This is a genomic window from Nioella sediminis, assembly GCF_001879695.1.
Taxonomy (GTDB): domain Bacteria; phylum Pseudomonadota; class Alphaproteobacteria; order Rhodobacterales; family Rhodobacteraceae; genus Nioella; species Nioella sediminis.
Map to the genome: position 1 here is coordinate 30,527 of NZ_MNBL01000176.1, position 21,789 is coordinate 52,315.

General features: G+C 63.0%; 24 protein-coding genes. 18 read left to right on the top strand and 6 right to left on the bottom strand.

The window, feature by feature from the left end; all coding sequences use genetic code 11:
- Positions 1-45: 45 nt before the first annotated feature.
- Positions 46-780 carry a DNA/RNA nuclease SfsA gene (sfsA, locus tag BKY26_RS19130; RefSeq protein ID WP_071691974.1) on the top strand — a complete coding sequence of 245 codons (735 nt, stop codon included), beginning with the start codon at positions 46-48 and terminating at the stop codon, positions 778-780.
- Here the strand turns inward: sfsA and BKY26_RS19135 are convergent.
- Entirely contained in the window at positions 761-1,615 is an 855-nt protein-coding gene (locus BKY26_RS19135; RefSeq protein ID WP_071691995.1) for a mechanosensitive ion channel family protein, read from the bottom strand. The genes sfsA and BKY26_RS19135 overlap by 20 nt on opposite strands.
- Positions 1,616-1,749: 134 nt before the next feature.
- On the opposite strand from BKY26_RS19135, the gene map reads away from it, so the two are divergent.
- From map to radC, 4 genes are all read left to right on the top strand, one after another.
- Positions 1,750-2,559, top strand: coding sequence for a type I methionyl aminopeptidase (gene map, locus BKY26_RS19140; protein ID WP_071691975.1), 810 nt, complete (start codon positions 1,750-1,752; stop codon positions 2,557-2,559).
- A 127-nt stretch (positions 2,560-2,686) separates the two neighbouring features.
- On the top strand, positions 2,687-3,502 hold the full coding sequence (locus tag BKY26_RS19145) for a class I SAM-dependent methyltransferase (RefSeq protein WP_071691976.1): 816 nt from the start codon (positions 2,687-2,689) through the stop codon (positions 3,500-3,502).
- Positions 3,503-3,664: 162 nt separating this feature from the next.
- Positions 3,665-4,342, top strand: coding sequence for a hypothetical protein (locus BKY26_RS19150; RefSeq protein ID WP_071691977.1), 678 nt, complete (start codon positions 3,665-3,667; stop codon positions 4,340-4,342).
- Between the two features lie 35 nt (positions 4,343-4,377).
- The gene (gene radC, locus BKY26_RS19155; RefSeq protein ID WP_071691978.1) at positions 4,378-5,154 is read left to right on the top strand and encodes a RadC family protein; all 777 of its coding nucleotides are present in this window, start codon (positions 4,378-4,380) and stop codon (positions 5,152-5,154) included.
- Positions 5,155-5,189: 35 nt separating this feature from the next.
- Here the strand turns inward: radC and msrA are convergent, their stop codons facing one another.
- Complete coding sequence (gene msrA / locus BKY26_RS19160; protein WP_071691979.1) at positions 5,190-5,864, bottom strand: peptide-methionine (S)-S-oxide reductase MsrA; 675 nt, start codon at positions 5,862-5,864, stop codon at positions 5,190-5,192.
- A gap of 182 nt (positions 5,865-6,046) precedes the next feature.
- Here msrA and BKY26_RS19165 point away from each other — a divergent pair, with 182 nt between their 5' ends.
- The 4 genes from BKY26_RS19165 to BKY26_RS19180 all read left to right on the top strand — a co-directional run bounded on the left by BKY26_RS19165 (position 6,047) and on the right by BKY26_RS19180 (position 8,906).
- Positions 6,047-6,763, top strand: coding sequence for a sulfotransferase-like domain-containing protein (locus BKY26_RS19165; protein ID WP_071691980.1), 717 nt, complete (start codon positions 6,047-6,049; stop codon positions 6,761-6,763).
- Positions 6,764-6,862: 99 nt separating this feature from the next.
- Positions 6,863-7,276 (top strand): DUF7282 domain-containing protein, encoded by a 414-nt coding sequence (locus BKY26_RS19170; RefSeq protein WP_071691981.1) that lies wholly within the window; start codon positions 6,863-6,865, stop codon positions 7,274-7,276.
- Between the two features lie 170 nt (positions 7,277-7,446).
- A complete protein-coding gene (locus BKY26_RS19175; protein ID WP_071691982.1) occupies positions 7,447-8,397 on the top strand; it encodes a Hint domain-containing protein in 951 nt (316 codons plus the stop codon).
- Entirely contained in the window at positions 8,394-8,906 is a 513-nt protein-coding gene (locus BKY26_RS19180) for a toxin-activating lysine-acyltransferase (protein ID WP_071691983.1), read from the top strand. The genes BKY26_RS19175 and BKY26_RS19180 overlap by 4 nt, the downstream gene beginning before the upstream one ends.
- On the opposite strand, the gene BKY26_RS19185 is transcribed toward BKY26_RS19180, so the two are convergent.
- Entirely contained in the window at positions 8,903-9,190 is a 288-nt protein-coding gene (locus BKY26_RS19185) for an SCP2 sterol-binding domain-containing protein (protein WP_071691996.1), read from the bottom strand. The two genes, BKY26_RS19180 and BKY26_RS19185, sit on opposite strands and share 4 nt — an antisense overlap.
- 78 nt (positions 9,191-9,268) lie before the next feature.
- Positions 9,269-10,495: an argininosuccinate synthase gene (locus BKY26_RS19190; RefSeq protein ID WP_071691984.1), complete on the bottom strand. Its 1,227-nt coding sequence runs from the start codon at positions 10,493-10,495 to the stop codon at positions 9,269-9,271.
- An 82-nt stretch (positions 10,496-10,577) separates the two neighbouring features.
- Here BKY26_RS19190 and BKY26_RS19195 point away from each other — a divergent pair, with 82 nt between their 5' ends.
- The gene (locus tag BKY26_RS19195; protein ID WP_071691985.1) at positions 10,578-11,357 is read left to right on the top strand and encodes a hypothetical protein; all 780 of its coding nucleotides are present in this window, start codon (positions 10,578-10,580) and stop codon (positions 11,355-11,357) included.
- 18 nt (positions 11,358-11,375) lie between these two features.
- Positions 11,376-12,623 carry a threonine ammonia-lyase IlvA gene (gene ilvA / locus BKY26_RS19200; RefSeq protein WP_071691986.1) on the top strand — a complete coding sequence of 416 codons (1,248 nt, stop codon included), beginning with the start codon at positions 11,376-11,378 and terminating at the stop codon, positions 12,621-12,623.
- Here the strand turns inward: ilvA and BKY26_RS19205 are convergent.
- Positions 12,620-12,940 (bottom strand): Hpt domain-containing protein, encoded by a 321-nt coding sequence (locus tag BKY26_RS19205; protein ID WP_071691987.1) that lies wholly within the window; start codon positions 12,938-12,940, stop codon positions 12,620-12,622. The two genes, ilvA and BKY26_RS19205, sit on opposite strands and share 4 nt — an antisense overlap.
- A gap of 178 nt (positions 12,941-13,118) precedes the next feature.
- Here BKY26_RS19205 and BKY26_RS19210 point away from each other — a divergent pair, with 178 nt between their 5' ends.
- Complete coding sequence (locus BKY26_RS19210; RefSeq protein WP_071691988.1) at positions 13,119-14,363, top strand: PP2C family protein-serine/threonine phosphatase; 1,245 nt, start codon at positions 13,119-13,121, stop codon at positions 14,361-14,363.
- Here BKY26_RS19210 and BKY26_RS19215 read toward each other — a convergent pair.
- Positions 14,353-14,802: an NUDIX domain-containing protein gene (locus BKY26_RS19215; protein ID WP_071691989.1), complete on the bottom strand. Its 450-nt coding sequence runs from the start codon at positions 14,800-14,802 to the stop codon at positions 14,353-14,355. The two genes, BKY26_RS19210 and BKY26_RS19215, sit on opposite strands and share 11 nt — an antisense overlap.
- 102 nt (positions 14,803-14,904) lie before the next feature.
- Here BKY26_RS19215 and hslO point away from each other — a divergent pair, with 102 nt between their 5' ends.
- From hslO to BKY26_RS19245, 6 genes are all read left to right on the top strand, one after another.
- Positions 14,905-15,909: an Hsp33 family molecular chaperone HslO gene (gene hslO, locus BKY26_RS19220; RefSeq protein WP_071691990.1), complete on the top strand. Its 1,005-nt coding sequence runs from the start codon at positions 14,905-14,907 to the stop codon at positions 15,907-15,909.
- The gene (locus BKY26_RS19225; RefSeq protein ID WP_071691991.1) at positions 15,893-16,495 is read left to right on the top strand and encodes a CoA pyrophosphatase; all 603 of its coding nucleotides are present in this window, start codon (positions 15,893-15,895) and stop codon (positions 16,493-16,495) included. The genes hslO and BKY26_RS19225 overlap by 17 nt, the downstream gene beginning before the upstream one ends.
- Positions 16,492-17,646 (top strand): CCA tRNA nucleotidyltransferase, encoded by a 1,155-nt coding sequence (locus tag BKY26_RS19230; RefSeq protein WP_071691992.1) that lies wholly within the window; start codon positions 16,492-16,494, stop codon positions 17,644-17,646. Before BKY26_RS19225 ends, BKY26_RS19230 begins: the two co-directional genes overlap by 4 nt.
- A 52-nt stretch (positions 17,647-17,698) precedes the next feature.
- Positions 17,699-18,277, top strand: a complete 579-nt coding sequence (locus tag BKY26_RS19235) for a LysE family translocator (RefSeq protein ID WP_083431526.1) — start codon at positions 17,699-17,701, stop codon at positions 18,275-18,277.
- A gap of 46 nt (positions 18,278-18,323) precedes the next feature.
- Complete coding sequence (locus tag BKY26_RS19240) at positions 18,324-20,168, top strand: ABC transporter ATP-binding protein (protein WP_071691993.1); 1,845 nt, start codon at positions 18,324-18,326, stop codon at positions 20,166-20,168.
- The coding region (locus tag BKY26_RS19245; protein WP_071691994.1) for an ABC transporter ATP-binding protein at positions 20,165-21,789 on the top strand (1,625 nt) is incomplete at its 3' end. The genes BKY26_RS19240 and BKY26_RS19245, both read left to right, overlap by 4 nt.

Here is a 21,789-nt window from a genome sequence, read left to right on the forward strand (position 1 = left end):
AGCGTGTTCCTTGCCTCTTGTTTGGCTCAGGTATAGGCCCGGTCCATGCGCTTTCAAACCCCTCTCATCCCCGCCCGGCTGATCCGCCGCTACAAACGCTTTCTGGCCGATTGCAAGCTGGAGGACGGGCGCGAAATCACCGCCCATTGCGCCAATCCCGGTTCGATGATGGGGCTGGCGGAACCGGGCAGCCTTGTGTGGCTGGAACCCAATGACGACCCGAAGAAGAAGCTGAAATTCGGCTGGCGGCTGGTCGATCACGAAAACGGCCATTTCACCGGGGTCGATACCAGCCTGCCCAACCGGATGCTGCGCGCCGCGTTGGAGGGGGGCGAGGTTGCGGGGCTGGAGGGGTATGAGACGGTCCGCCCGGAGGTGAAGTATGGAGAGGCGAGCCGCATCGACTTCCTTCTGCAAGGCGCGGGCCGCCCGGATACCTATGTGGAGGTGAAGTCGGTGACGCTGTCCCGCCAGCCCGGACTGGCAGAGTTCCCTGACAGCAAGACCGCGCGGGGTGCGAAGCACCTGGCAGAGCTGTCCGCGATGGTGGCAGAGGGCCACCGCGCCGTGATGCTCTACCTGATCCAGCGCACGGATTGTGAGGGGTTCACCCTCGCGGCGGATATCGACCCGAACTACGCCGCCGCCTATGCTGACGCGCGCAACGCGGGGGTCGAAACACTGTGCTTCGACTGCCGGATTACGCCCGAGGGCGTATGGCTTGGCGGCCCAAAACGGGTCGAAATCCCTTGGTTAGTGACTATTCCGAAACCTGAATGAGAGTCTGTGTCGGGAACGGAATGTCGATCCCGGCCTTATCCAGAGCCTCTTTCACCTGCCGCTTCATATCGGCCTCGAAGGAAAACTTGTCCGACGAGGCGCACCAGACCCTCACCAGGAAATCCACGGAACTGTCGCCAAGATTGTTGACCTGACAGAACGGCTCCGGCTCCGGTAAGGCGCGCGGGTCGGACAGGATGGTGTCGCGGATGACCTGTTCGGCGGTCGCAAGGTTCGATCCGTAGGACACACCGAAGGTCCATTCCGCCCGCCGGGTGTCGTAGACCGAATAATTGGTGATCACGCTGCCCCAGACCTGTGCGTTCGGCACGATCACCTGCACATTGTCCAGCGTGGCAAGTTCTGTCGTGTTCAGCGAGATGTCCTTCACCGTGCCGGAAACCCCTGCAACAGAGACGAAATCGCCCAGTTTGATCGGCCGGAAGAGGATGATCATGACACCCGCCGCGACATTTGACAGGGTGCCTTGCAGCGCCAGGCCGATCGCCAGACCGGCGGCACCGATGGCAGCGACCAGAGACGTGGTCTGCACCCCGAAGGTATTCAGCACCACCACAACAGCCAGGATCAGCACCACATAGCGCAGCAGGTTGCCCAGGAAGGTAAAGAGCGTATCGTCCAGTTCTTCCCGTTCCAGCGCGATCTTGACGATCTTGCGCCGCGCCCATCCGCCGATGATGAAGGCCGCGAAAAGCAGCAGGATGGCGGCAATCACGCTGCCCACCATCTGGGCCAGGAAATCCAGAGTCAGGACATCGCCCAGGGTGCGGCCCCCCCCGATATCCAAAGTCATCAGATTGCTCAGCGCTTCCATCATCCATGCTCCTTGTGCCTGTCGCTTGCGCCATGGCTATCGCAAAGCGGCACGGGCGGCAATTCACCCCGCCCTCTGGCATCCGGGCGCGTCCTGCCATAGGTTGCAGCCCGAAAAGGCCAAGGAGCGCTACGTTGGATAAGTTCGAAGGCCGTCTGACCCGGGACGGCATCCGCATTCACAACCCATCTGATTTCGCCGGCATGCACAAGGCCGGCGCATTGGCGGCGCGCATCCTCGATGACATTGCCGGGATGGTCGAACCGGGCCAGACGACCGAGGCGATTGATGCCGAAATCGAGCGGATGGTGAATGACGCGGGCGCCAAATCCGCCACCATCGGCTATAAGGGCTATCAGCACGCCAGCTGTATTTCGGTCAATCACGTGGTCTGCCACGGCATTCCGGGGCCGAAGACACTCAAGAACGGCGATATCCTGAATATCGACGTCACCGTGATCGTCGATGGCTGGTTTGGCGACACCAGCCGGATGTATGTGGCTGGCAGCCTCAGCCGCAAGGCGGAACGGCTGGTGCAGGTCACCCATGATGCCCTGTTCAAGGGGATCGAGGCGGTCAAGCCCGGCAACACGTTCGGTGATATCGGGCACGCGATCCAAGCCTATGTCGAGGCGCATCGCATGTCCGTTGTGCGCGATTTCTGCGGTCACGGGCTGGGGCAGGTCTTTCACGCGCCGCCCAATGTGCTGCATTACGGTCGTCCCGGCACCGGCCCCACGCTGGAAGAGGGCATGTTCTTCACCATCGAGCCCATGGTGAACCTCGGCCGCCCCGAAACCAAGGTTCTGGCCGATGACTGGACCGCCGTGACCCGCGACAAGAGCCTCAGCGCCCAGTTCGAACATTCCATCGGCGTGACGGCGGATGGGTTCGACATCTTCACCCTGTCCCCCGGCGGCAAGTTCCACCCCACCTGGGCATAGGCACCAAGATCATGGCCCGATCCAAAGCCCCCGGAGATAACAAAAACCCTTGAACCAACGCCGCTCACTTGGCCATTAGAGTGTAGTGCGTCGCAAAAGGCGTGTGATGTCTTGGGGGGACATAGTCATGAAGAAGCAAAGCACGCTGGACCTGGAGTTCATGGCGCTATTGTCAGAGGTCATGTTTGGGCACGGCTTTGCCCATTATGGCTATTTCGAGGGCGGCAAAGCCCCGGATCTTACAGGTCAGTCCCTCAGCAACGCGCAACAGGCCTATTTCGACAAACTTGCAGGCGCGATCCCCGACGGCGTGAAGACGATCTTCGAGATCGGCTCTGGCACGGGCGCAAACGCGCTGGCGCTGATCGATCGGGGCTATGACATGACGCTGCTGTCGCCCTCCGTGCAGATGAACCAGATGGCGCGCGAGAAGTTGCCCGCCGGCACCGAGGTGATCGACGCGACCCTTGAGGAATTCGAGCGCGACGACATGTTCGACATATGCCTCTACGCAGAAAGCTTTCACTACATCGACATGACCTCTGCGCTGGCCAAAACCGAACGCCACGCGCGCGAGGGGTTTGTTCTCTTCGACTACTTCCGCCGCGAAGCCCACCGAGAGACCGACCGGACCCACTCGACCCATGCCGAATTTCTGGCAGCACTGGAGGCGCAGGGCGCCTTCGAAGTTGTCTCGGACGAGGACGTGACAGCAGAGATCGCGCCTACTTTCGAGATCATGAATTACGTTCAGACCGAAAAGCTCGCGCCGTTTCTGGAACGTTTCCGGGGTGAATTCGCCCGCGAAAAACCATGGCGCTCCTGGGTGTTGGAAAAATTCGCGGGAAAGAAGCTGAATCGCCTGGCGACACCCTCCAAACGCCCGGGCTTCTTCGAAGAGCAGAACGAGTATCACCTGATGGTGATGAAGCGGCGGAACTGATCAGGGTAAAGCGCCCATTGTGCTTGGCAAAGCGCGGGGAAGCGTCCTTGCAGCTGGTGGCGGCAGCTTCGTGACGACCAGTTTCAAAACCGGAAACCGACACCGGTTTGACCGCTGGCCACAATGCTCCTACGGTCGCCGGATCAACGCGAAGGGGGCGACATGCGGATTTTCCTGGCATTCATTCTGGCACTCTCTGGCCTGGCCGGCAGCGCCTCGGCTCAGGTCTCCGGCAGCGTAGAATTCAACCTGTTCAACCTTCAGGGCGCTACGACGAACCGGGTGTTCCTGTTCGATGACGGCTATGCGCAGCAATTCGGTATCGAGGTTCCCGCGCCCTTTTCGCTGTCGGTCCCGAACCAGGACCAGGTAGAGCTGATCGCAGAGGGCCAGCCCGATGGCGGGGCCTTCGTGAGATTGACCTTCGCCACCGGAGAGCCGCGCCAGTTCGTCGAGAACATACAGGTGGTGACGGCCACCATTCCCATGGCGGAAGAGGCCGAAAGCCCGCATGACCTGCGCCTGCAATTGTCGGCCAACCTGCTGCAAGAGCAGGTCTTTCCCGTGGCCGTGGATGGCTTTGAAGAGGCCGAGATCCTCGCCATCGAGGTATTCGAGTTCGAAGGGCACACGGGCGTCCATCTGGTCGGACGCTACACCGACCCGGACATCGGCCCGATGCTGTTGCGCCTGACCGCCCATCCCAACCCGACCCGGCCCGAAAGCTATCTGACCGTGGCCAATATCAACCTGTCGCTGGTGCCCGTCACCGATGGCGACACCCTGCGCCGCAGCCTGTCCAGCCGGGTGGCAAACGGGCTGACCTACCTGCCGGAGTAACGCGCCGTTAACCATTCCGGGCGAATCCTCGGGGCATGACCCGTAGAAAAACCCGATTCGAGGAACAGCGCCTGCCCGGTTTCGAATTCGATCCGGGGGCCGGGGCCACCCCGGTTGTCCCGCGCCTCGATCGACTTGTCGAAGATCATCGCAAATTCCACCGCCAACGCCTGCGCCAGCGATTTACGAAGGGCGGCGCGGCGGCTGTACCGGATTACGAACTGCTGGAGATGCTGCTCTATCGCGCCATCCGGCGTGGGGATACCAAACCTCTGGCCAAACGGCTGCTGGCCGCCTTCGGCGATCTCAACCATGTGCTGGCCGCCCCGCCCGCGCGGTTGAAAGAGGTCAATGGCGTGGGCGATGCCGTGGTGTTCGAGCTGAAGCTTATCGAGGCCATCGGTCATCGCATGGCGCGCGCCAAGGTGATCAACAGACCGCTGCTGTCCTCCTGGGATGCGCTGCTGGACTATTGCCAGTCAGCAATGGCGCATCGGGACCTGGAACAGTTTCGCATTCTCTTCCTCGACCGAAAGAACGTGCTGATCGCCGACGAGGCGCAACAGACCGGTACGGTGGACCATGTTCCCGTCTACCCGAGAGAGGTGGTGAAACGCGCGCTGGAACTGAATGCCTCGGCGCTGATCCTCGTCCACAACCATCCGTCCGGCGACCCGACGCCGAGCCAGGCAGATCTGGACATGACCAACGCCATCCGCGATGCCGCCGAAGTGCTGAATATCGTGATCCACGATCATCTGATCATCGGCAAGTCCGCAACCCTCAGCTTCCGCTCGGAGGGATACCTGTAATCGCCCTGACGGCGGGCCTGACCAAGCGCGACCGTTTAGTGATCCCCCACGAAGGGCGCATCATCGCCCCATAGCTCGGACACTCGTGCATCGCGCCCGCACCCCTGCCGATACAGCCCATAGGCCACCGATTTCCGGCGCGGGCCAAAGCGGGTCAGGATCAGGTCTTCGCTGCGGTAGTAGTTCTGGTGGTATTCCTCCGCCGGCCAGAACGGTGCGGCATCCAGCACCGGCGTGACAACCGTCTGCCCAAGCTGCGCCGCTGCAGCGGCGATCTCGGCTTCTGCAATTGCGCGCTCCTCACCCGTATTCACGAAGATCGCAGTGCGATAGCTGTCGCCCCGGTCGCAGAACTGACCACCGTCGTCGGTCACGTCGATGGACCGCAGAAACAGGTGGATCAAGTCCCGATATGGCAGCAGGTCGGCATCATAGGTGATCTCCACCACCTCGTAATGGCCGGTCCCGCCGCGCGTCACGTCGCGGTAGCTGGGGTTATCCACTGTACCCCCGGCAAAGCCCGACACCGCCTCTATCACGCCATCGACGCTTTCAAAATCGCTCTCGACGCACCAGAAACAGCCGCCCGCGACCACGGCGGTGCGGATCTCTTCCGCGTTTGCGCGGCTGTGGCTGGCGATCAGGCCCAAACCGATGAACAGCGCGAGGGCGGGGATCTTCAGATGATGTGCGATGCGAATGCGGGGCATGACTTCGGTCTCCTCTCTGGTCCATGCATCGCGCCAGGGGTGATGAAATACAACGCAAGACCGCGTGAGCTCACGCCAGCTTGAGCCGCTGTTACGGCCCCGGCGCGCGCTTGCGAAATCGCGATTCCGTCTGTACGGGGGGTGCACGGGGGGTGTACGCCCGGTGTACGGGGGGTGACGCCATGAAAATCGCGATGTGGTCGGGTCCGCGCAACCTGTCGACGGCGATGATGTACGCCTTCGGAAACCGCGCCGATTGCGCCGTGGTGGACGAGCCGTTCTACGCCGCCTACCTGGCGAAAACAGGGCTGGATCATCCGATGACCACCCAGATCCTCGCCGCGCAGCCGCACGATCCGCAGGTTGTTGCCGATGCGCTGTCCGGCCCCAATCCGGACGGAAAACCCCATTGGTATCAAAAGCATATGACCCAGCACATGATTGCCGGCGTGCCCCGTCTTTGGATGCGCGATGTGGTCAATGTCTTCCTGATCCGCCACCCGGCGCGGGTGATTGCCAGCTATGCCGCCAAGCGTGAAAACCCGAGCCTCGACGATATCGGCTTCCGCCAACAGGCGGAGCTTTATCAGGAGGTCCAGTCCTTCGGCGGCAACCCGGTCGTGATCGACAGCCACGATATCCGCGACAATCCCCGCGTGATGCTGGAAAAACTATGTGATGCCATAGGGTTAGACTTCGATCCCGCGATGCTGTCCTGGCCCGAAGGCGGCCACAAGGATGACGGTGTCTGGGCCCCGCATTGGTACGGCGCGGTCTGGAACAGCACCGGATTCGCGGGCGCGGAAGGGCCATTGCCCAGGCTTGAAGGCGACGCCGCAAAGCTCTGTGAAGAGGCGATGCCCTACTACCTGCAAATGGCCCCGAACGCGCTGAAATAAAAATTCTTCCTGCCGCTGAAACTCTTTCCGGCCCCGTCTCGTGACTCCCCCATGCCACCCGATCCTGAGTGGCCCGATAACCTAGGGAGATACGAGACAATGAGAACGATCCTTCTGAGCACAGCCCTGTTTTTTGCCGCCAATGCAGTCTTTGCGGCGGGTCATGCCATGGCGCCGTCTGTCACCGCCTCTGACCAGGACGTGTCCGGCGGCACCGTGACCGCCGAGGCCGTCGTCGCGCCCGCGAATGGCTGGATGGTCGTGCACCGCACCGATGCCTCCATGGCCCCCGGTCCGGTGGTCGGCTATGCGCCGCTGCGCGAGGGCGAAAATGTTGATGTCACGGCGATTCTCCAGGAAGCCGTGGTCGCTGGCGACATGCTGATGCTCATGATCCACGGTGAAGACGGCGGCATGATGACCGGCGGCTTCGAATACACGCTTGGCGCCACCGAGGACGGCCCGATCCGCGTCGACGGCAACCTCGTCATGACGACGATCACCGCGCAATAACGGTCTGAAGTTCAGTCACTCCGCCTTGGTGCCAGTCTGGCCGGCCCACCCTGTGTGGGCCGGTTTCTGCACATGGAACGCCGGACCACTGGGATTTTCGGAAACCCTGTTTATACTGGGGACAGCAGTAGTAGAGTTCGTGTTCCCAAAGTGGATTAAGCAGGCGCCCCATGGGCTACAACATTAGTGAAACCAGCGGCAATACGACCGGCGGGCCAAGCGATTGGGCGCAGACGCTCGACCTGTCCGACCCAAGTGCCACCAGCGTCAGCGGCGACTTCGACGTGGTGCCCCTGTTCGGGGGCGGATCGCCAAGTGAAGCCACTGACGGATATGTCTTTTCAGCGGTCAGCAACCCCGGTTACGGCACGCTCGTCACCAATGCGACCACGGGCGAATACACGTTCATCGTCGACCGATCTGCGGTGATCACCTCGGGCACCGATCAGGTAATCACCTTCACCGTGACCGGCACGAGTGGCGGCAGTTCCGATGAGGACACCGTCACCATCACCATCCTGATCTGCGTCGCACGCGGTACGCTGATCGAAACGCCCGATGGGCCGCTTCCGGTAGAAACGCTGTCCGTCGGTGACAGGGTTGTCACGCTCGATGGACCGCCGCAGCCGGTGCGCTGGATCGGATCGCGCCACCTGTCGCAGCAGGATCTTGCCTGCACCCCCACCCTGCGCCCGATCCGCATCACCGCAGATGCGCTTGGCCCCGGAGTCCCTTCTCGCGATCTCCTTGTTTCGCCGCAGCACAGGGTGCTTCTGGATGGCTGGCGGGCAGAGCTGTTTCTTGCAGAACCGCAGGTGCTGGTGCCCGCGAAGATGCTGGTGAACGACCACACGATTACCGTCGATCATGAGGTGACAGAGGTGGAGTATTTCCACCTGCTTTTCGATAGCCACCAGATCATTCTGACCGAAGGGCTTGCCACCGAAAGCTTCTTTCCGGGTGATCATGCCATGGACGAACTGGATCGCGCGGTCCGTGACGAGATCGTGCAGCTTTTCCCGCAGTTGAGTGACCCCGCCAGCTACGGAGACCCCGCGCGCCCCTCGCTGCGCACATGGGAGGCCCGGGTTCTGATGGGGCCGGAACGGGCCGGGCCATGACCGCGCAGGATATGGAGGGCAAGGCGGTTCCGCCGATCGAGATGCCATCGGCTGACAAGCTGCGTGTCTATGGTGATTTTCTGTTCCTCGCCTTTCGCAGCCCGCGCCATGCCGAGATGCCTGTGTCCGTGCTGCGCCGGTATTTCGAACCGGCCGTTGAAACCGGGCAATTCAGGATCTTCCGTTTCGACGATGTGCCGCGCGGCCTGTTTACCTGGGCCTTCCTGAACAGTGCCGCCGAGGAAAAGCTGATCACCGGCGAACCGCTCGACCCCGAGGATTGGACCTCTGGCGAGAACCTGTGGATCATCGACCTCATTGCACCTTATCGCGGGCTGACGGCCTCGATGGTGCGTTGGATCATGCGCCGTGGCAATTTCACGGACAGACAGTTCCGGTTTCGCCGCGTGACCGGTGCCAACCAGACGCAGCGGATCGTTCACATAGATTTCGACCGCGAGAAGCTGTCGCATGTGATGACGGACCGCGAGTTCCTGGAGGGTCTCTAGCCCTTCAGCAACTGGCTCAGCTTCATCGCCACTGCCGGGTTGCCGCTGACCTTGAGCTTGCCCATCATCAGCCCTGTCATCGGGTTCAGCTTGCCCGAGATCAGCTTTACCAGATTGTCCTGGCTGAGCGTCAGGGTGCAATCGGCTTCGCGGTCCTCGGTCGTGGCCCCGCCATCCGCCAGCACGATCACGCCATCTTCACCGCAATCGAACTTGAGCGACCCTTCGAACGGCCTGTCCGTCAGCCCTGCGTTGATCCGGCCTGCGATCTCTTCCAGTGCCATGTCGGCCCCCAAATGAAAAACCCGCCCAATCTGATGGGCGGGTCTTCTCAATCTGGCAATGCTGACGTGGCTGGAGGTTCAGCCGTTCAACCGACGGTTCCGCATCGCGATCAGCCGCAGGCGCAGGGCGTTGAGCTTGATGAAGCCTTGCGCGTCCTTCTGGTCATAGGCGCCCGCATCATCCTCGAACGTCACATGCTCTTCGGAATAGAGCGAGTGATCCGACCAGCGGCCCACGCAGCGCGCGAGACCCTTGTAAAGCTTCAGCCGCACGGTGCCGGTGACATGTTCCTGCGATTTGTCGATGGCGGCTTGCAGCATCTCGCGTTCGGGGCTGTACCAGAAGCCATTATAGATCAGCTCTGCATATTGCGGCATCAATTGGTCCTTCAGGTGCATCGCGCCGCGGTCCATGGTGATCGACTCGATGCCGCGATGGGCCTCCAGCAGCAGGGTGCCGCCGGGGGTTTCGTAGATGCCGCGCGATTTCATGCCCACGAAGCGGCCTTCGACGAGATCGAGCCGCCCGCAGCCATGCTTGCCACCCAGTTCATTCAGCTTGGTCAGCATCTCGGCAGGGGTCACGGCCTGTCCGTTGATGGACACGGCATCGCCCTTCTCGAACCCGATTTCCACGTATTCCGGTTCATTCGGGGCATCCTCTGGATGCACGGTCCGCTGGTAGACATAGTCGGGCGCATCCACGGCGGGATCTTCCAGAACCTTGCCCTCGGAGGACGTGTGCAGGAGGTTCGCATCGACCGAGAACGGCGCTTCGCCGCGCTTGTCCTTGGCGATCGGGATCTGGTTCTTCTCGGCGAAATCCAGCAGCTTTGTCCGGCTGGTCAGGTCCCATTCCCGCCATGGCGCGATCACCTTGATATCGGGGTTGAGCGCATAGGCGGAAAGCTCGAACCGCACCTGGTCATTGCCCTTGCCGGTCGCGCCATGGGCGACGGCATCGGCGCCGGTTTCCTCGGCAATCTCGATCAGGCGCTTGGAAATCAGCGGCCGTGCGATGGAGGTGCCAAGCAGATACAGCCCCTCATACTGCGCATTGGCGCGGAACATCGGGTTGACGAAGTCGCGCACGAATTCTTCGCGCACATCCTCGATATAGATGTTTTCCGGCTTGATCCCCAGCATCAGCGCCTTTTCGCGTGCCGGTTCCAGTTCCTCGCCCTGGCCCAGATCGGCGGTGAAGGTCACCACTTCGCAGCCATATTCGGTCTGCAGCCACTTGAGGATGATCGAGGTATCGAGACCGCCGGAATAGGCGAGAACGACTTTCTTGGGCGCAGACATGGGGTATCTCCGGGAATTCGATTGACCGGGGCGGCGATACCGGGTTTTCAGGGGGGAAGCAAGACAAGCGGAGTGTGAGCGTATGGACTATGGCTATCGGATGTTGCGGCACATCGTGGCGCAGGTTTTCGGAAATATGGGACAAGCGGCGCGTCTGACGCTGGTTCCGACCTTCCTGCCCGCTGCCATTCTGCTGGCCCTGTTCATGAGCTGGGGCGTTTCCTACACCACGTTCGGCAATACCACGGTTGATCCGGCGCAACTGCCTGACGTCAACCCTGGCGTGATCTTCCTGACCGTCCTGGCCGGTGTCGTGGTCAGCGTCATCACCTATTGCTGGGCCGCTGTCGGCTGGCACCGTTTCGTGCTGCTGGAAGAATACGGGCGCGGTGTGATGCCGAACTGGCATGGGCCCTACATCATGTCCTATCTGGGCCGCGCGTTTCTGATCGGTCTGTTTGCGGTTGCGGTCAGCATTGCCGCGATGATTGTCCTTGGCATTTTCCTCAGCGTCATCCCGTCCCAGGCCTTCGCCTTCGTCCTGCTGACCGGCTTCACGCTTGGCCTGACCTGGCTGATCACCCGCGTCGGGCTGATCCTGCCTGCCGCCGCGCTTGGCCAGAAGATGACCTTCCGCGAAAGCTGGGAAGCGACGAAGCCCGTTGCCAGCCATCTTCTGGTGCCACTGTTCTTCATTGCGCTGGCCATGACCCTCGCGAACCAGTTGGTTGCGGTGATCTTCGGTGAAAGCGCCCTTGGGATCATCCCGATGGCGTTCCTGTACTGGATACAGGTGCTGCTGAACCTGTCCCTGCTGACCACGCTTTTCGGCACACAGATCGAAGGCCGCCCCCTGAACTGATCCCGAAAGGCCCGCGCCATGAGTGATTTTGCCGACAAGGCCCGCGCCGCCACGGCTGCGATGAGAGAGCTGTTTCCGCCGACACCGCTCTTGCGCAATGCCTTTCTGTCGGACCGCTATGGCGCCGATATCTGGCTGAAGCGCGAAGACCTCAGCCCGGTGCGCAGCTACAAGATCCGCGGGGCCTTCAACGCCATGACCAAGCGGCTGGCCGAAGATCCCGAGCGGCGGCTTTTCGTCTGCGCCAGCGCGGGAAACCATGCGCAGGGGGTGGCCTTCGTCTGCCGCCATTTCGGGGTGCGGGGCGAGATCTTCATGCCGGTCACCACGCCGCGCCAGAAGATCGACAAGACCCGTGCCTTTGGCGGCGATGCGGTCGAGATCAAGCTGGTGGGCGACTATTTCGACGAAACGCTGGCCGCCGCGCAGACGTTCTGCGCCGAAACCGGCGCCGCCTTCCTGTCGCCCTTCGATGACCCCGACGTGATGGAAGGGCAGGCCTCGGTCGCGGTGGAACTGCTGGAACAGCTAGGCGCCGCGCCCGATCGGCTGATCCTGCCTGTCGGTGGCGGCGGACTGTCCTCCGGCGTGCTGTCCTATCTGAAATCCGTGCGGGCGGGGACGCGGGTGAAACTGGTGGAACCGCAGGGTGGGGCAAGTCTGGCCGCCGCGCTGAAAGCGGGTGAACCGGTGACTCTGCCGCAGGTCAACACTTTCGTCGACGGGGCCGCCGTGGCGCGGATTGGCGAAGCCCCGTTCGAGGTTCTGTGCTCGACCGATCCGGGCGATGTACTGGCCGCCCCGGAAAATCGCATCTGCGTGACGATTTCCGAGATGCTGAATGTCGAAGGGATCGTTCTGGAACCTGCGGGCGCGCTGGCCATCGACGCGCTCAAGGATCTGGGCGCGGCCCTGCGCGGGCAGACGGTGGTCTGCGTCACCTCTGGTGGGAATTTCGATTTCGAGAGGCTGCCAGAGGTCAAGGAACGCGCCATGCGATTCCGGGGGGTGAAGAAGTATTTCATCCTGCGGATGCCGCAGCGCCCCGGCGCGCTGAAGGATTTTCTTGGGCTGCTCGGCCCTGGTGATGACATCGCCCGGTTCGAGTATCTCAAGAAATCCGCGCGGAATTTCGGCTCGGTCCTGATCGGGATCGAAACCCGCGATGCCGCCGATTTCGACGGGCTGTTCGCGCGTATGGAAGATCGCGGCTTTGCCTATCGCGACATTACCGAAGACGAAGTGCTGTCCGAATTCCTGATCTAGGCCGCGTCGGCGGACAGGTCCGATTCAAAGGCCTTCACCGAGTCCCGGTAGAGCCGGTCCAGATATGCCACGTCCACCGACTGGCCTGCTATGGCCCGCTTTTCCGCGTCGGTGCAGGCAGCGGCGAAATCGGTGAACCCGAGATTGAGGGCACTACCGCGCAACCCGTGAAACACATTCGGCCCCGAAGGCCCGGTCGCTGTACAGAGCGTTGCCATCGTGTCTGCCATCTCATCCAGAAACATCTCTGCCACTTCGGAAAAATCCTCTTCCCCGATCTCCTGTCGAAGCTCTTCCAGACGCTCTCGATCAATCACCGCGGCCTCCGTTCCCGCTGTTCATTTCCCGAAATCCTAGGCCAGATCCATTAACGGGAGATTAGGAAAGCTGGCCAGATAAGCAGCATTTTACCGTTCACCTGCCCTTAACCCGGGGCTGTCACGAATGGCCGGATTCACAGGCAAGAGGTGGCAGGTGCCCGATGACGCAACATTGATGACGGACAGGCCCGGGGCCGCAATTCCTGGCCTGTCACCCGTACTGGTGCTGGAAAACAGCCCGGCGCAGCGGCGCTTGCTGGCCACTCTGCTGCGCAAATGGGGGCATCCGGTCACCGTCTGCGACAGCCCCGAACAGGCGCTCGACATCCTGTCACGTGAAGCTATCCCGATCATCCTGACCGATTGGATGATGCCCGGCATGTCAGGCCCCGATTTCTGCCGCGCCTTCCGGCGGATGGACCGGGAAAGCTATGGCTATGTCATCCTGCTGACCTCCAAATCCGAGAAGTCTGAAATTGTTCTGGGGCTGGAGGCGGGGGCGGATGATTTCGTTACCAAACCCGTCAATCCCCATGAATTGCGCGCCCGGATCAGGGCGGGGGAACGGATCGTTGCAATGCAGGGCGAACTGGTCAGCCAGAACCGCAAGATCAGTAGCACGCTGGCGGAACTTCAAACGCTATATGACGCGCTCGACCGTGACCTGGTCGAGGCCAAGAGGTTGCAGGAATCGCTGGTGCGCGAAACCTTCCGCCCGGTGCAGAACGGATCCGTCGCGCTGTTGCTGCGCTCCAGCGGCCATGTGGGTGGCGATCTCGTGGGGTTCTTCCCGATCCCCGGCAACCGGATCGGGGTTTTTTCGCTCGACGTGTCTGGCCATGGCGTCACCTCGGCGCTGTTGGCCGCGCGTATGGCCGGGCTGCTTGGCACCGCCGCGCCGGAACAGAACGTGGCTCTGGTGCAGGCCAGGGGTGGCCATTGGGTCGCCCTGCCGCCCGATGACGTGGCCCGCAAGCTGAACCAGATGATGTTCGAAGAGGTGGAAACCGATCTCTATTTCACCCTCTGTCTGGCGGATGTGGATCTTGAAACCGGGAACACGCGCATGGTGCAGGCAGGCCATCCGCACCCTGCGATTCTGCGCTCGGGTGGCCAGGTTGACTGGGTCGGCGAAGGTGGGATGCCCATTGGCCTTTTGCCCGGCGCGCGGTTCGAAACGGTTGAGTTCCAGTTGAATCCCGGTGACCGATTGCTGCTGCATTCCGACGGCTTTACCGAATGCGCCAACCCTGCTGGCGGCTATCTGGGAGAAGACGGGCTGGCAGAGCTTGTGACCCGCCACGCGAACGCCCCCGCAGATGGTTTCCTGCCGAAAATCTTGAAAGAGCTGGAGGCCTATTCAAGCCGCCCCGATTTCGACGACGACGTGTCAGCGATCTGCCTGAGCTTTACGCCCTGAGAGATGAGCGCAGACGCGACACGAAAAACCGGTCCCCATCAACGCCCAGCATCGTTTCCGCCTCGTCCCATGGCAGGAACACGGGCGTATGATGCGTCTCCGTCGGATCGGCCAGCCGGGACCCGAGCCGCGCAACGTAGACCGTACACAGCTTCTGCGCCCAGATGTCGTAATCCGGCATATAGGTGAACCGATGGAACATCCCCAACCGGCGGGGGGAATGAATGCGATAGCCGGTTTCCTCGAACACCTCGCGATGCAGCGCCGCCAAGGGCGATTCGCCGGGGTCGATGCCACCACCGGGCAGTTGCAGTTCTGCCAGCGGCTTCTCCTGAAACGTCGCCAGAATCCCGTCCCCCGTCAGGATCGCCGCATAAACCCCGCGCCGGGGAATATAGCGGCGGGCCGGGTCGGGTTGCGGGCCGAAACGTCGGTTCATCAGGGCTCTCCGGTCGGGCCAATGGCGGCTTATGGGTTGGCAAGGCGGTTGTTCCGCATATATGGGCGCGGTATGCCAGCCCACGTGGCGGAAGGAAAGACAATGACCCTCAGCACCAAGATCGCCTGGGACGACACCGTCCTGCCATTTCAGCTTGACCGTTCCGACATTCGCGGGCGGGTCGCCCGGCTGGACGGTACGATGGACCAGATCCTGTCGCAGCATAACTACCCGCGCGGGATCGAGGCGATGCTGGCCGAAATGGCGCTGCTGACGGCGCTGATCGGCCAGACCATCAAGCTGCGCTGGAAACTGTCCCTGCAGGTGCGCGGCGACGGTCCCCTGCGGATTCTGGCAACCGACATCTATGCCCCCGCGAAAGAGGGTGAGAAGGCGCAGATCCGCGCCTATGCCTCTTACGATCAGGAGAAATATGTCGAAGGTGCGGACCCGTTCGCACAGATCGGCAAGGGCTATTTCGCGATCCTGATCGACCAGGGCAAGGGCAACACCCCCTATCAGGGCATCACACCGGTGGCCGGAGGCTCGCTTGCCGCCTGCGCCGAGGCCTATTTCGCCCAGTCCGAACAGCTGCCCACCCGTTTTGCCCTGTCCTACGGGCACAGCACGGAACCCGGCGGCCAAAGCGGCTGGCGCGCGGGTGGCGTGATGTTGCAGCACATGCCCAAGGCCAGCCCCCATGTGACCGGTGAGGGTGGATCGGGCGAGGAGGGGCTTCTGGCGGCCACCGATTTGCTCGACGATGACGACAGCGAAAACTGGAACCGGGCGAACATCTTGCTGGATACCGTCGAAGAGCTGGAGCTTGTGGGACCGTCCGTCTCTCCCACCGATCTGCTGTTGCGCCTGTTCCACGAAGAGGCCCCGCGTGTCTTCGACGCGATGCCCGTCTCCTTCGGCTGCACCTGTTCGGAAACCCGCGTGCGCGAAAGCCTGTCGATCTATTCGGCCAAGGACATCGCCCATATGACCAAGGATGATGGCCGGGTGACCGCCGATTGCCAGTTCTGCGGCGCGCATTACGACCTGGACCCGCTGTCCTTGGGGTTCGAGGCGGTGAAAAACCCGGATGGCTCCGATATCTGATCTGGCCCGCATAAGCCGCGCACTGGCCGGGGCTGCCCCGGCCTCGTCGGATTATGACCTGAACCCCGGCATCGAATTGCCCGAGGGGCGCAAGCTGAAACCCGCCGCCGTGCTGATGCCGATCATCGAGACCGACCGGGGCGCGCGGGTGATCCTGACGATGCGCTCGGCGCGGCTCAAACATCATCCCGGCCAGATCGCCTTTCCCGGCGGGCGGATCGACGACACCGACGCCGACGCGGTGTCTGCCGCCCTGCGCGAAAGCCGGGAGGAGATCGGGCTCGACCCTTCGAATGTGGAGATCCTTGGGCAGCTGTCCCCCCATGAGACCGTGACCAGCTACACCGTCACCCCCTTCGTGGGCCGCATCCGCGCGCCGTTTACACCCGTGCCAGAGGCGGGCGAGGTGGCAGAGGTCTTCTCGGTCCCTCTTCCGTTCCTCCTGAACCCGGCCAGTTACCGCACCGAACGCCGCCGCTGGCGCGGAGTCTGGCGATCATACTACGTGGCCCCCTACGGCCCCTATTACATCTGGGGCGCGACGGCGCGGATGCTGAAGGGGCTGGCGGATCGGGTGGCGTCATGATCCTGAACACCGACTGGCTGCACCATCCCGGCACGCAAACCCTGTGCAAGGCGCTGGAGGCCGAGGGGTTTCACGCGCTCTTCGTCGGTGGCTGTGTCCGGAACGGCCTGCTTGGCCTGCCCACGGATGACATAGACATCTCCACCGACGCGCGCCCCGAACGGGTGATGCAGATCGCAGGGGCCAATGGGCTGAAGGCGGTCCCCACCGGCATCGACCACGGCACCGTGACCGTGATTGCCGATGGCCTGCCGCATGAGGTGACGACCTTCCGCCGCGACGTGGAAACCGATGGCCGCCGCGCGGTGATCGCCTTTGCCGACCGGGTGGAGGAAGACGCGATGCGGCGCGATTTCACCATGAACGCGCTTTATGCGGATGCGGAGGGCCGGGTGATCGACCCCCTGGGCACCGGAGTGGCCGACCTGCAGGCGCGGCGGCTGAGGTTCATCGGCGACCCGCATGATCGCATTCGCGAGGATTACCTGCGCATCCTGCGCTTCTTCCGCTTTCACGCGCTTTATGCTGACCAGACCAACGGATTCGATGCCGATGGCCTTGCTGCCTGCGCCGAGATGGCCGATGGCATCGACCACCTGTCACGCGAACGGATCGGGCATGAAATGCGCAAACTGCTGCGCGCCGCCGATCCCGCCCCGGCCGTCGCCGCCATGGCGCAGGCGGGGATCCTGCGCCACGCGCTGCCGGGGGCCGATGCGAAACCGCTGCCGATCCTGATCCATGCAGAGGCCGATCTGGGCGTTCCCCCCGACCATTGCCGCCGCCTAGCGGCCATCGGCGGTGATCACCCCGGCGACGCGCTGCGCCTGTCGAAGGCAGATGCGCGCCGGGTGCAGCTGCTGCGCGATGCGGTCGGCTCAATGATGGGTGCGGGCGAGCTAGGCTACCGCGAAGGGGTCGACATCGCCCGCGATGTGCTGCTTCTGCGTGTAGCGCTGCTGGAAACACCACTCGCGCAGTCGGAACTGGATGCGGCGCAATTCGCCGACGGGCTGCAATTGCCGGTGAAACCCGCTGACCTATTGGCGATCGGACTGCAAGGCCCCGCGCTTGGCGACCGGATGCGAGAGATCGAGGCGTGCTGGATTGCATCCGGCTTCACCCTCACTCGCGCCGAGCTCCTGCCTTGACAGCCCGAGCGCGCTGACGTCCTGTCTGCCGACCGCAATCAGGACCAATCCCTTGGACCCGCTCTACGCCTTCGTTTTCGCTGGGCTCTTTTCCCCCGGCCCCAACGTCATCCTTCTGACCGCCTCCGGCGCGCGATTCGGCTTTCGTGCGACCCTGCCGCATGTGTTTGGCGTGGCGGTCGGTGTCGGCGTCATCGCGGCGCTGATGGGTCTTGGGATCGGCACGTTGCTGCTGGCGCAACCGGCGCTGGCCTTCTCGTTGAAACTGATCGCAGCGGGCTGGATTCTGTGGATGGCCTACGCCCTGATCCGCGCGGGCGACCTGTCTGGTGGCAGGGCGGGGGAGCGGCCGTTTACGTTCGTGCAGGCGGTCCTCTTCCAATGGGTGAACCCCAAGATCTGGGCCGTCGCGCTTGCCGCTGCTGCGGGCTACGGTATCGGCCTCAACCCCGCGGGCGAAGCACAGCGCCTATCCACCGCATTCTCGGGCATCAACCTGTTCGTCTGCCTGTTCTGGAGCTTCGCAGGCTCGCTCCTCGCCCTGCTCTTGACCACCCCCCGTGCGTGGACGGTGTTCCGACTGTGCATGGCTGCAGCCCTCGCTGCCTCCGCCGTCATGGTCTTCCTGTAGCGCGCGGGCTATATCTGCCCGTGACAGGACCCATTTCAGACGCTTGATGTTTCGTTTCTTCGAAAACCTGGTCGACCCCTACACGGACTATCCCGAACGGGACAGCCCGCCCAACCGGCTGTGGCCCTTCCTGTGGGACTATTCGCAACCCTTCAAGCGCCTGTTCCTGATCACGGCCATCATGTCCATCGTGGTCGCGGTGATGGAGATCTGGCTGATCTCCTACATGGGTCGGCTGGTCGACCTGCTGACCGGGTCGGAACCTGCCGAATTCATAGCCACCTATGGCTGGGAACTGCTGGCCGTCGCGCTTTTCATCCTGTTCCTGCGCCCCATTCTGCACGGGCTGGACGTGGCGCTTCTGAACAACGGCATCCTCGTCAATTTCGGCACGCTCATCCGCTGGCGCGCGCATCGCCATGTGCTGCGCCAATCCGTCGGCTGGTTCGAGAACGACTTCGCAGGCCGCATCGCCAACCGCATCATGCAGGCCCCGCCCGCTGCCGGGGATGCCGTTTTTCAGGTCTTCGACGCGATCACCTTTTCGCTGGCCTACCTTGTCGGCGCCGCCGTTCTGCTGGCCGAGGCCGATATCCGCCTCGTCCTGCCGCTCTTGGTCTGGTTCGTCCTTTACGGGCTGCTCGTGCGCTGGACGATGAAGCGCGTGGGCCCGGCTTCCAAGGCCAGTTCCGATGCGCGCAGCATGACCACGGGCCGCGTCGTCGACAGCTATACCAACATCCACTCGGTCAAGCTCTTCGCCCATCACGACAGCGAAATCAGCTATGCGAAAGAGGCAATCGAGCACACCCGCCGCACCTTCGCCGCCGAAATGCGCATCTACACGATGATGGACGTGATGCTGACGGCGCTGAATGGCTTCCTTGTGGTGGCGGTCGTGGGCTGGGCCGTCTGGCTGTGGATGCAGGGCACCGCGTCGGTGGGGATCGTCGCAGCGGCCACGGCGCTGACCCTGCGATTGAATGCCATGACCGGCTGGATCATGTGGGCGCTCAGCACCTTCTTCCGCTCGCTCGGCGTGGTGTCGGAAGGGATGGAAACCATCGCGCAGCCCATCACCCTGACCGATGCGCCAAACGCCAAACCGCTGGAATTGACACGCGGAGAGGTGCGGCTGGATCATCTCAGCCACCATTACGGGCGCGGCTCGGGCGGTTTGCAGGACGTGACCCTGACCATTCAGCCCGGCGAAAAGGTCGGTCTGGTAGGCCGCTCCGGCGCCGGGAAATCGACGCTCGTCAAGCTGCTGCTCCGCTTCTACGACCCCGAGGGCGGACAGGTTCTGATCGACGGGCAGGACATCACCGAAGTGACGCAGGACAGCCTGCGGTGTCATATCGGCATGGTCCAGCAAGACAGCTCGCTGCTGCACCGGTCGGTGCGCGACAACATCCTCTATGGTCGCCCCGATGCCAGTGAAGCGGACATGCTGCAAGCCGCCAAGCGGGCCGAGGCGCATGAGTTCATCCTCGATCTGGAGGACCCGCAGGGCCGCAAGGGCTATGACGCCCATGTGGGCGAACGCGGCGTGAAACTGTCAGGCGGCCAGCGTCAGCGGGTGTCGCTCGCCCGCGTGATCCTGAAGGACGCGCCCATTCTGGTGCTGGACGAGGCCACCAGCGCGCTCGATTCAGAGGTCGAGGCCGCGATCCAGGACACGCTTTACGGCGTGATGGAGGGCAAGACCGTGATCGCCATTGCGCACCGGCTGTCCACCATCGCCCATATGGACCGGATCGTTGTGCTGGACGATGGCCATATCGTCGAAAACGGAACGCATGAGGAGCTTTTGGCGCTGAACGGCCTATATGCCGGCTTCTGGGCGCGCCAGTCGGGCGGGTTCATCGGGACAGAGGACGCCGCCAAATGATGAACCGCCTCGCCAACCTCATTGACGCCTTCCGCCCCGCGAAAGGCCCGCCGCCAAACCGCTTGCTCGCCTTCTTCAACTGGTGCCTGCGCGGCGCGTGGCCCGTCCTGATCGGGGCCGCGCTGATATCCGGCCTCGCGGGCATGTTCGAGGTCGGCTCGGCCCTCGTCCTTGGCCTTGTCATCGACGCGGCCAGCACCACCGCCCCCGCCACCATGATCGAAACCCACTGGCCGCTGCTGCTGGCCGGGATCGCCTTTTTCCTTGTCCTGCGCCCGCTGGCCTTCGCCGCGTCCTCCGCCGCCAGCACCCTTGTCGTCGGGCCCGCCGTCAACGTGCTGGTGCTGCAACGGCTGAACCGCCACACGCTCGGCCAGTCCGTCACCTTCTTTGACGATGATTTCGCGGGCCGCATCGCACAGAAACAGATGCAGACCGCCAGCGCCGTGACCAATGTGGTGACCGAATTCGTGAACGTCGTGGCCTTCGCGCTGGCCTCGCTCATCGGCTCGCTTCTGTTGCTGGTCACCATCGACGGGCGCATGGCTCTTGCGCTGTTTGTCTGGCTCATCGCCTATTTCGCGACGATCAGCTTCTTCCTGCCGCGCGTGCGCAAACTGTCGAAGGCGCGGGCGGGCGCGCGGGCTGCCGTGTCGGGGCAGGTCGTCGACACGATCACCAATATCAAGACCGTCAAACTCTTCGCCCATCATGCGTTCGAGGACCGCTCGGCCCTGAACGCCATGGAGAAATTCCGCCAGAAGGCCATCGGCTTCGGGCGCATTTCCGCAGGGTTCCGGCTGGCCCTGATGACCGTCGCGGGCGCGCTGCCGGTGATCCTCATTGGTGGTACGGTCTGGCTATGGACGCAGGGCGTCGCCTCGACCGGGGACATTGCCGCCACTGGCGCCGTGTCGATCCGCATCGCGCAAATGACCGGCTGGGTCAGCTTCGTCCTGATGGCGATCTATTCCAATCTGGGCGAGGTCGAGGACGGGATGAACACGCTTTCGCCCCCGCACACGCTGACCGACCGCGACACCGCGCTGGAGGTGGAACGCGCCGACGGCCATCTGCAATTCAGCGATGTCAGCTTCGCCTATGGCCGCGAAGAGGGTGGCGTGACCGGCCTGTCCCTCGACGTGCATCCGGGTGAGAAACTGGGGATCGTCGGGGCCTCGGGCGCGGGCAAATCCACGCTGGTCGCCCTGCTTCTGCGGCTCTACGACGCCGAAGAGGGTCGGGTGCTGCTCGACGGCTGCGATGTGCGCGACCTGACGCAGGAAAGCCTGCGCCGCCAGATTGCGATGGTCACGCAGGAAACCGCGATGTTCAACCGATCTGCGCGCGACAACATCCTCTATGGCCGCCCCGGCGCGACCGAGGAGGAGATGGTGAACGCCGCCAAACGGGCCGAAGCGCATGAGTTCATTCTGGGGCTTCAGGACCATATGGGCCGTACCGGCTATGACGCCTATCTTGGCGAACGCGGCGTGAAACTGTCGGGCGGCCAGCGCCAGCGCATCGCCCTTGCCCGCGCCTTCCTCAAGGACGCCCCGGTTCTGGTGCTGGACGAGGCCACGAGCGCGCTCGATTCAGAGGTTGAGGCCGCAATTCAGGA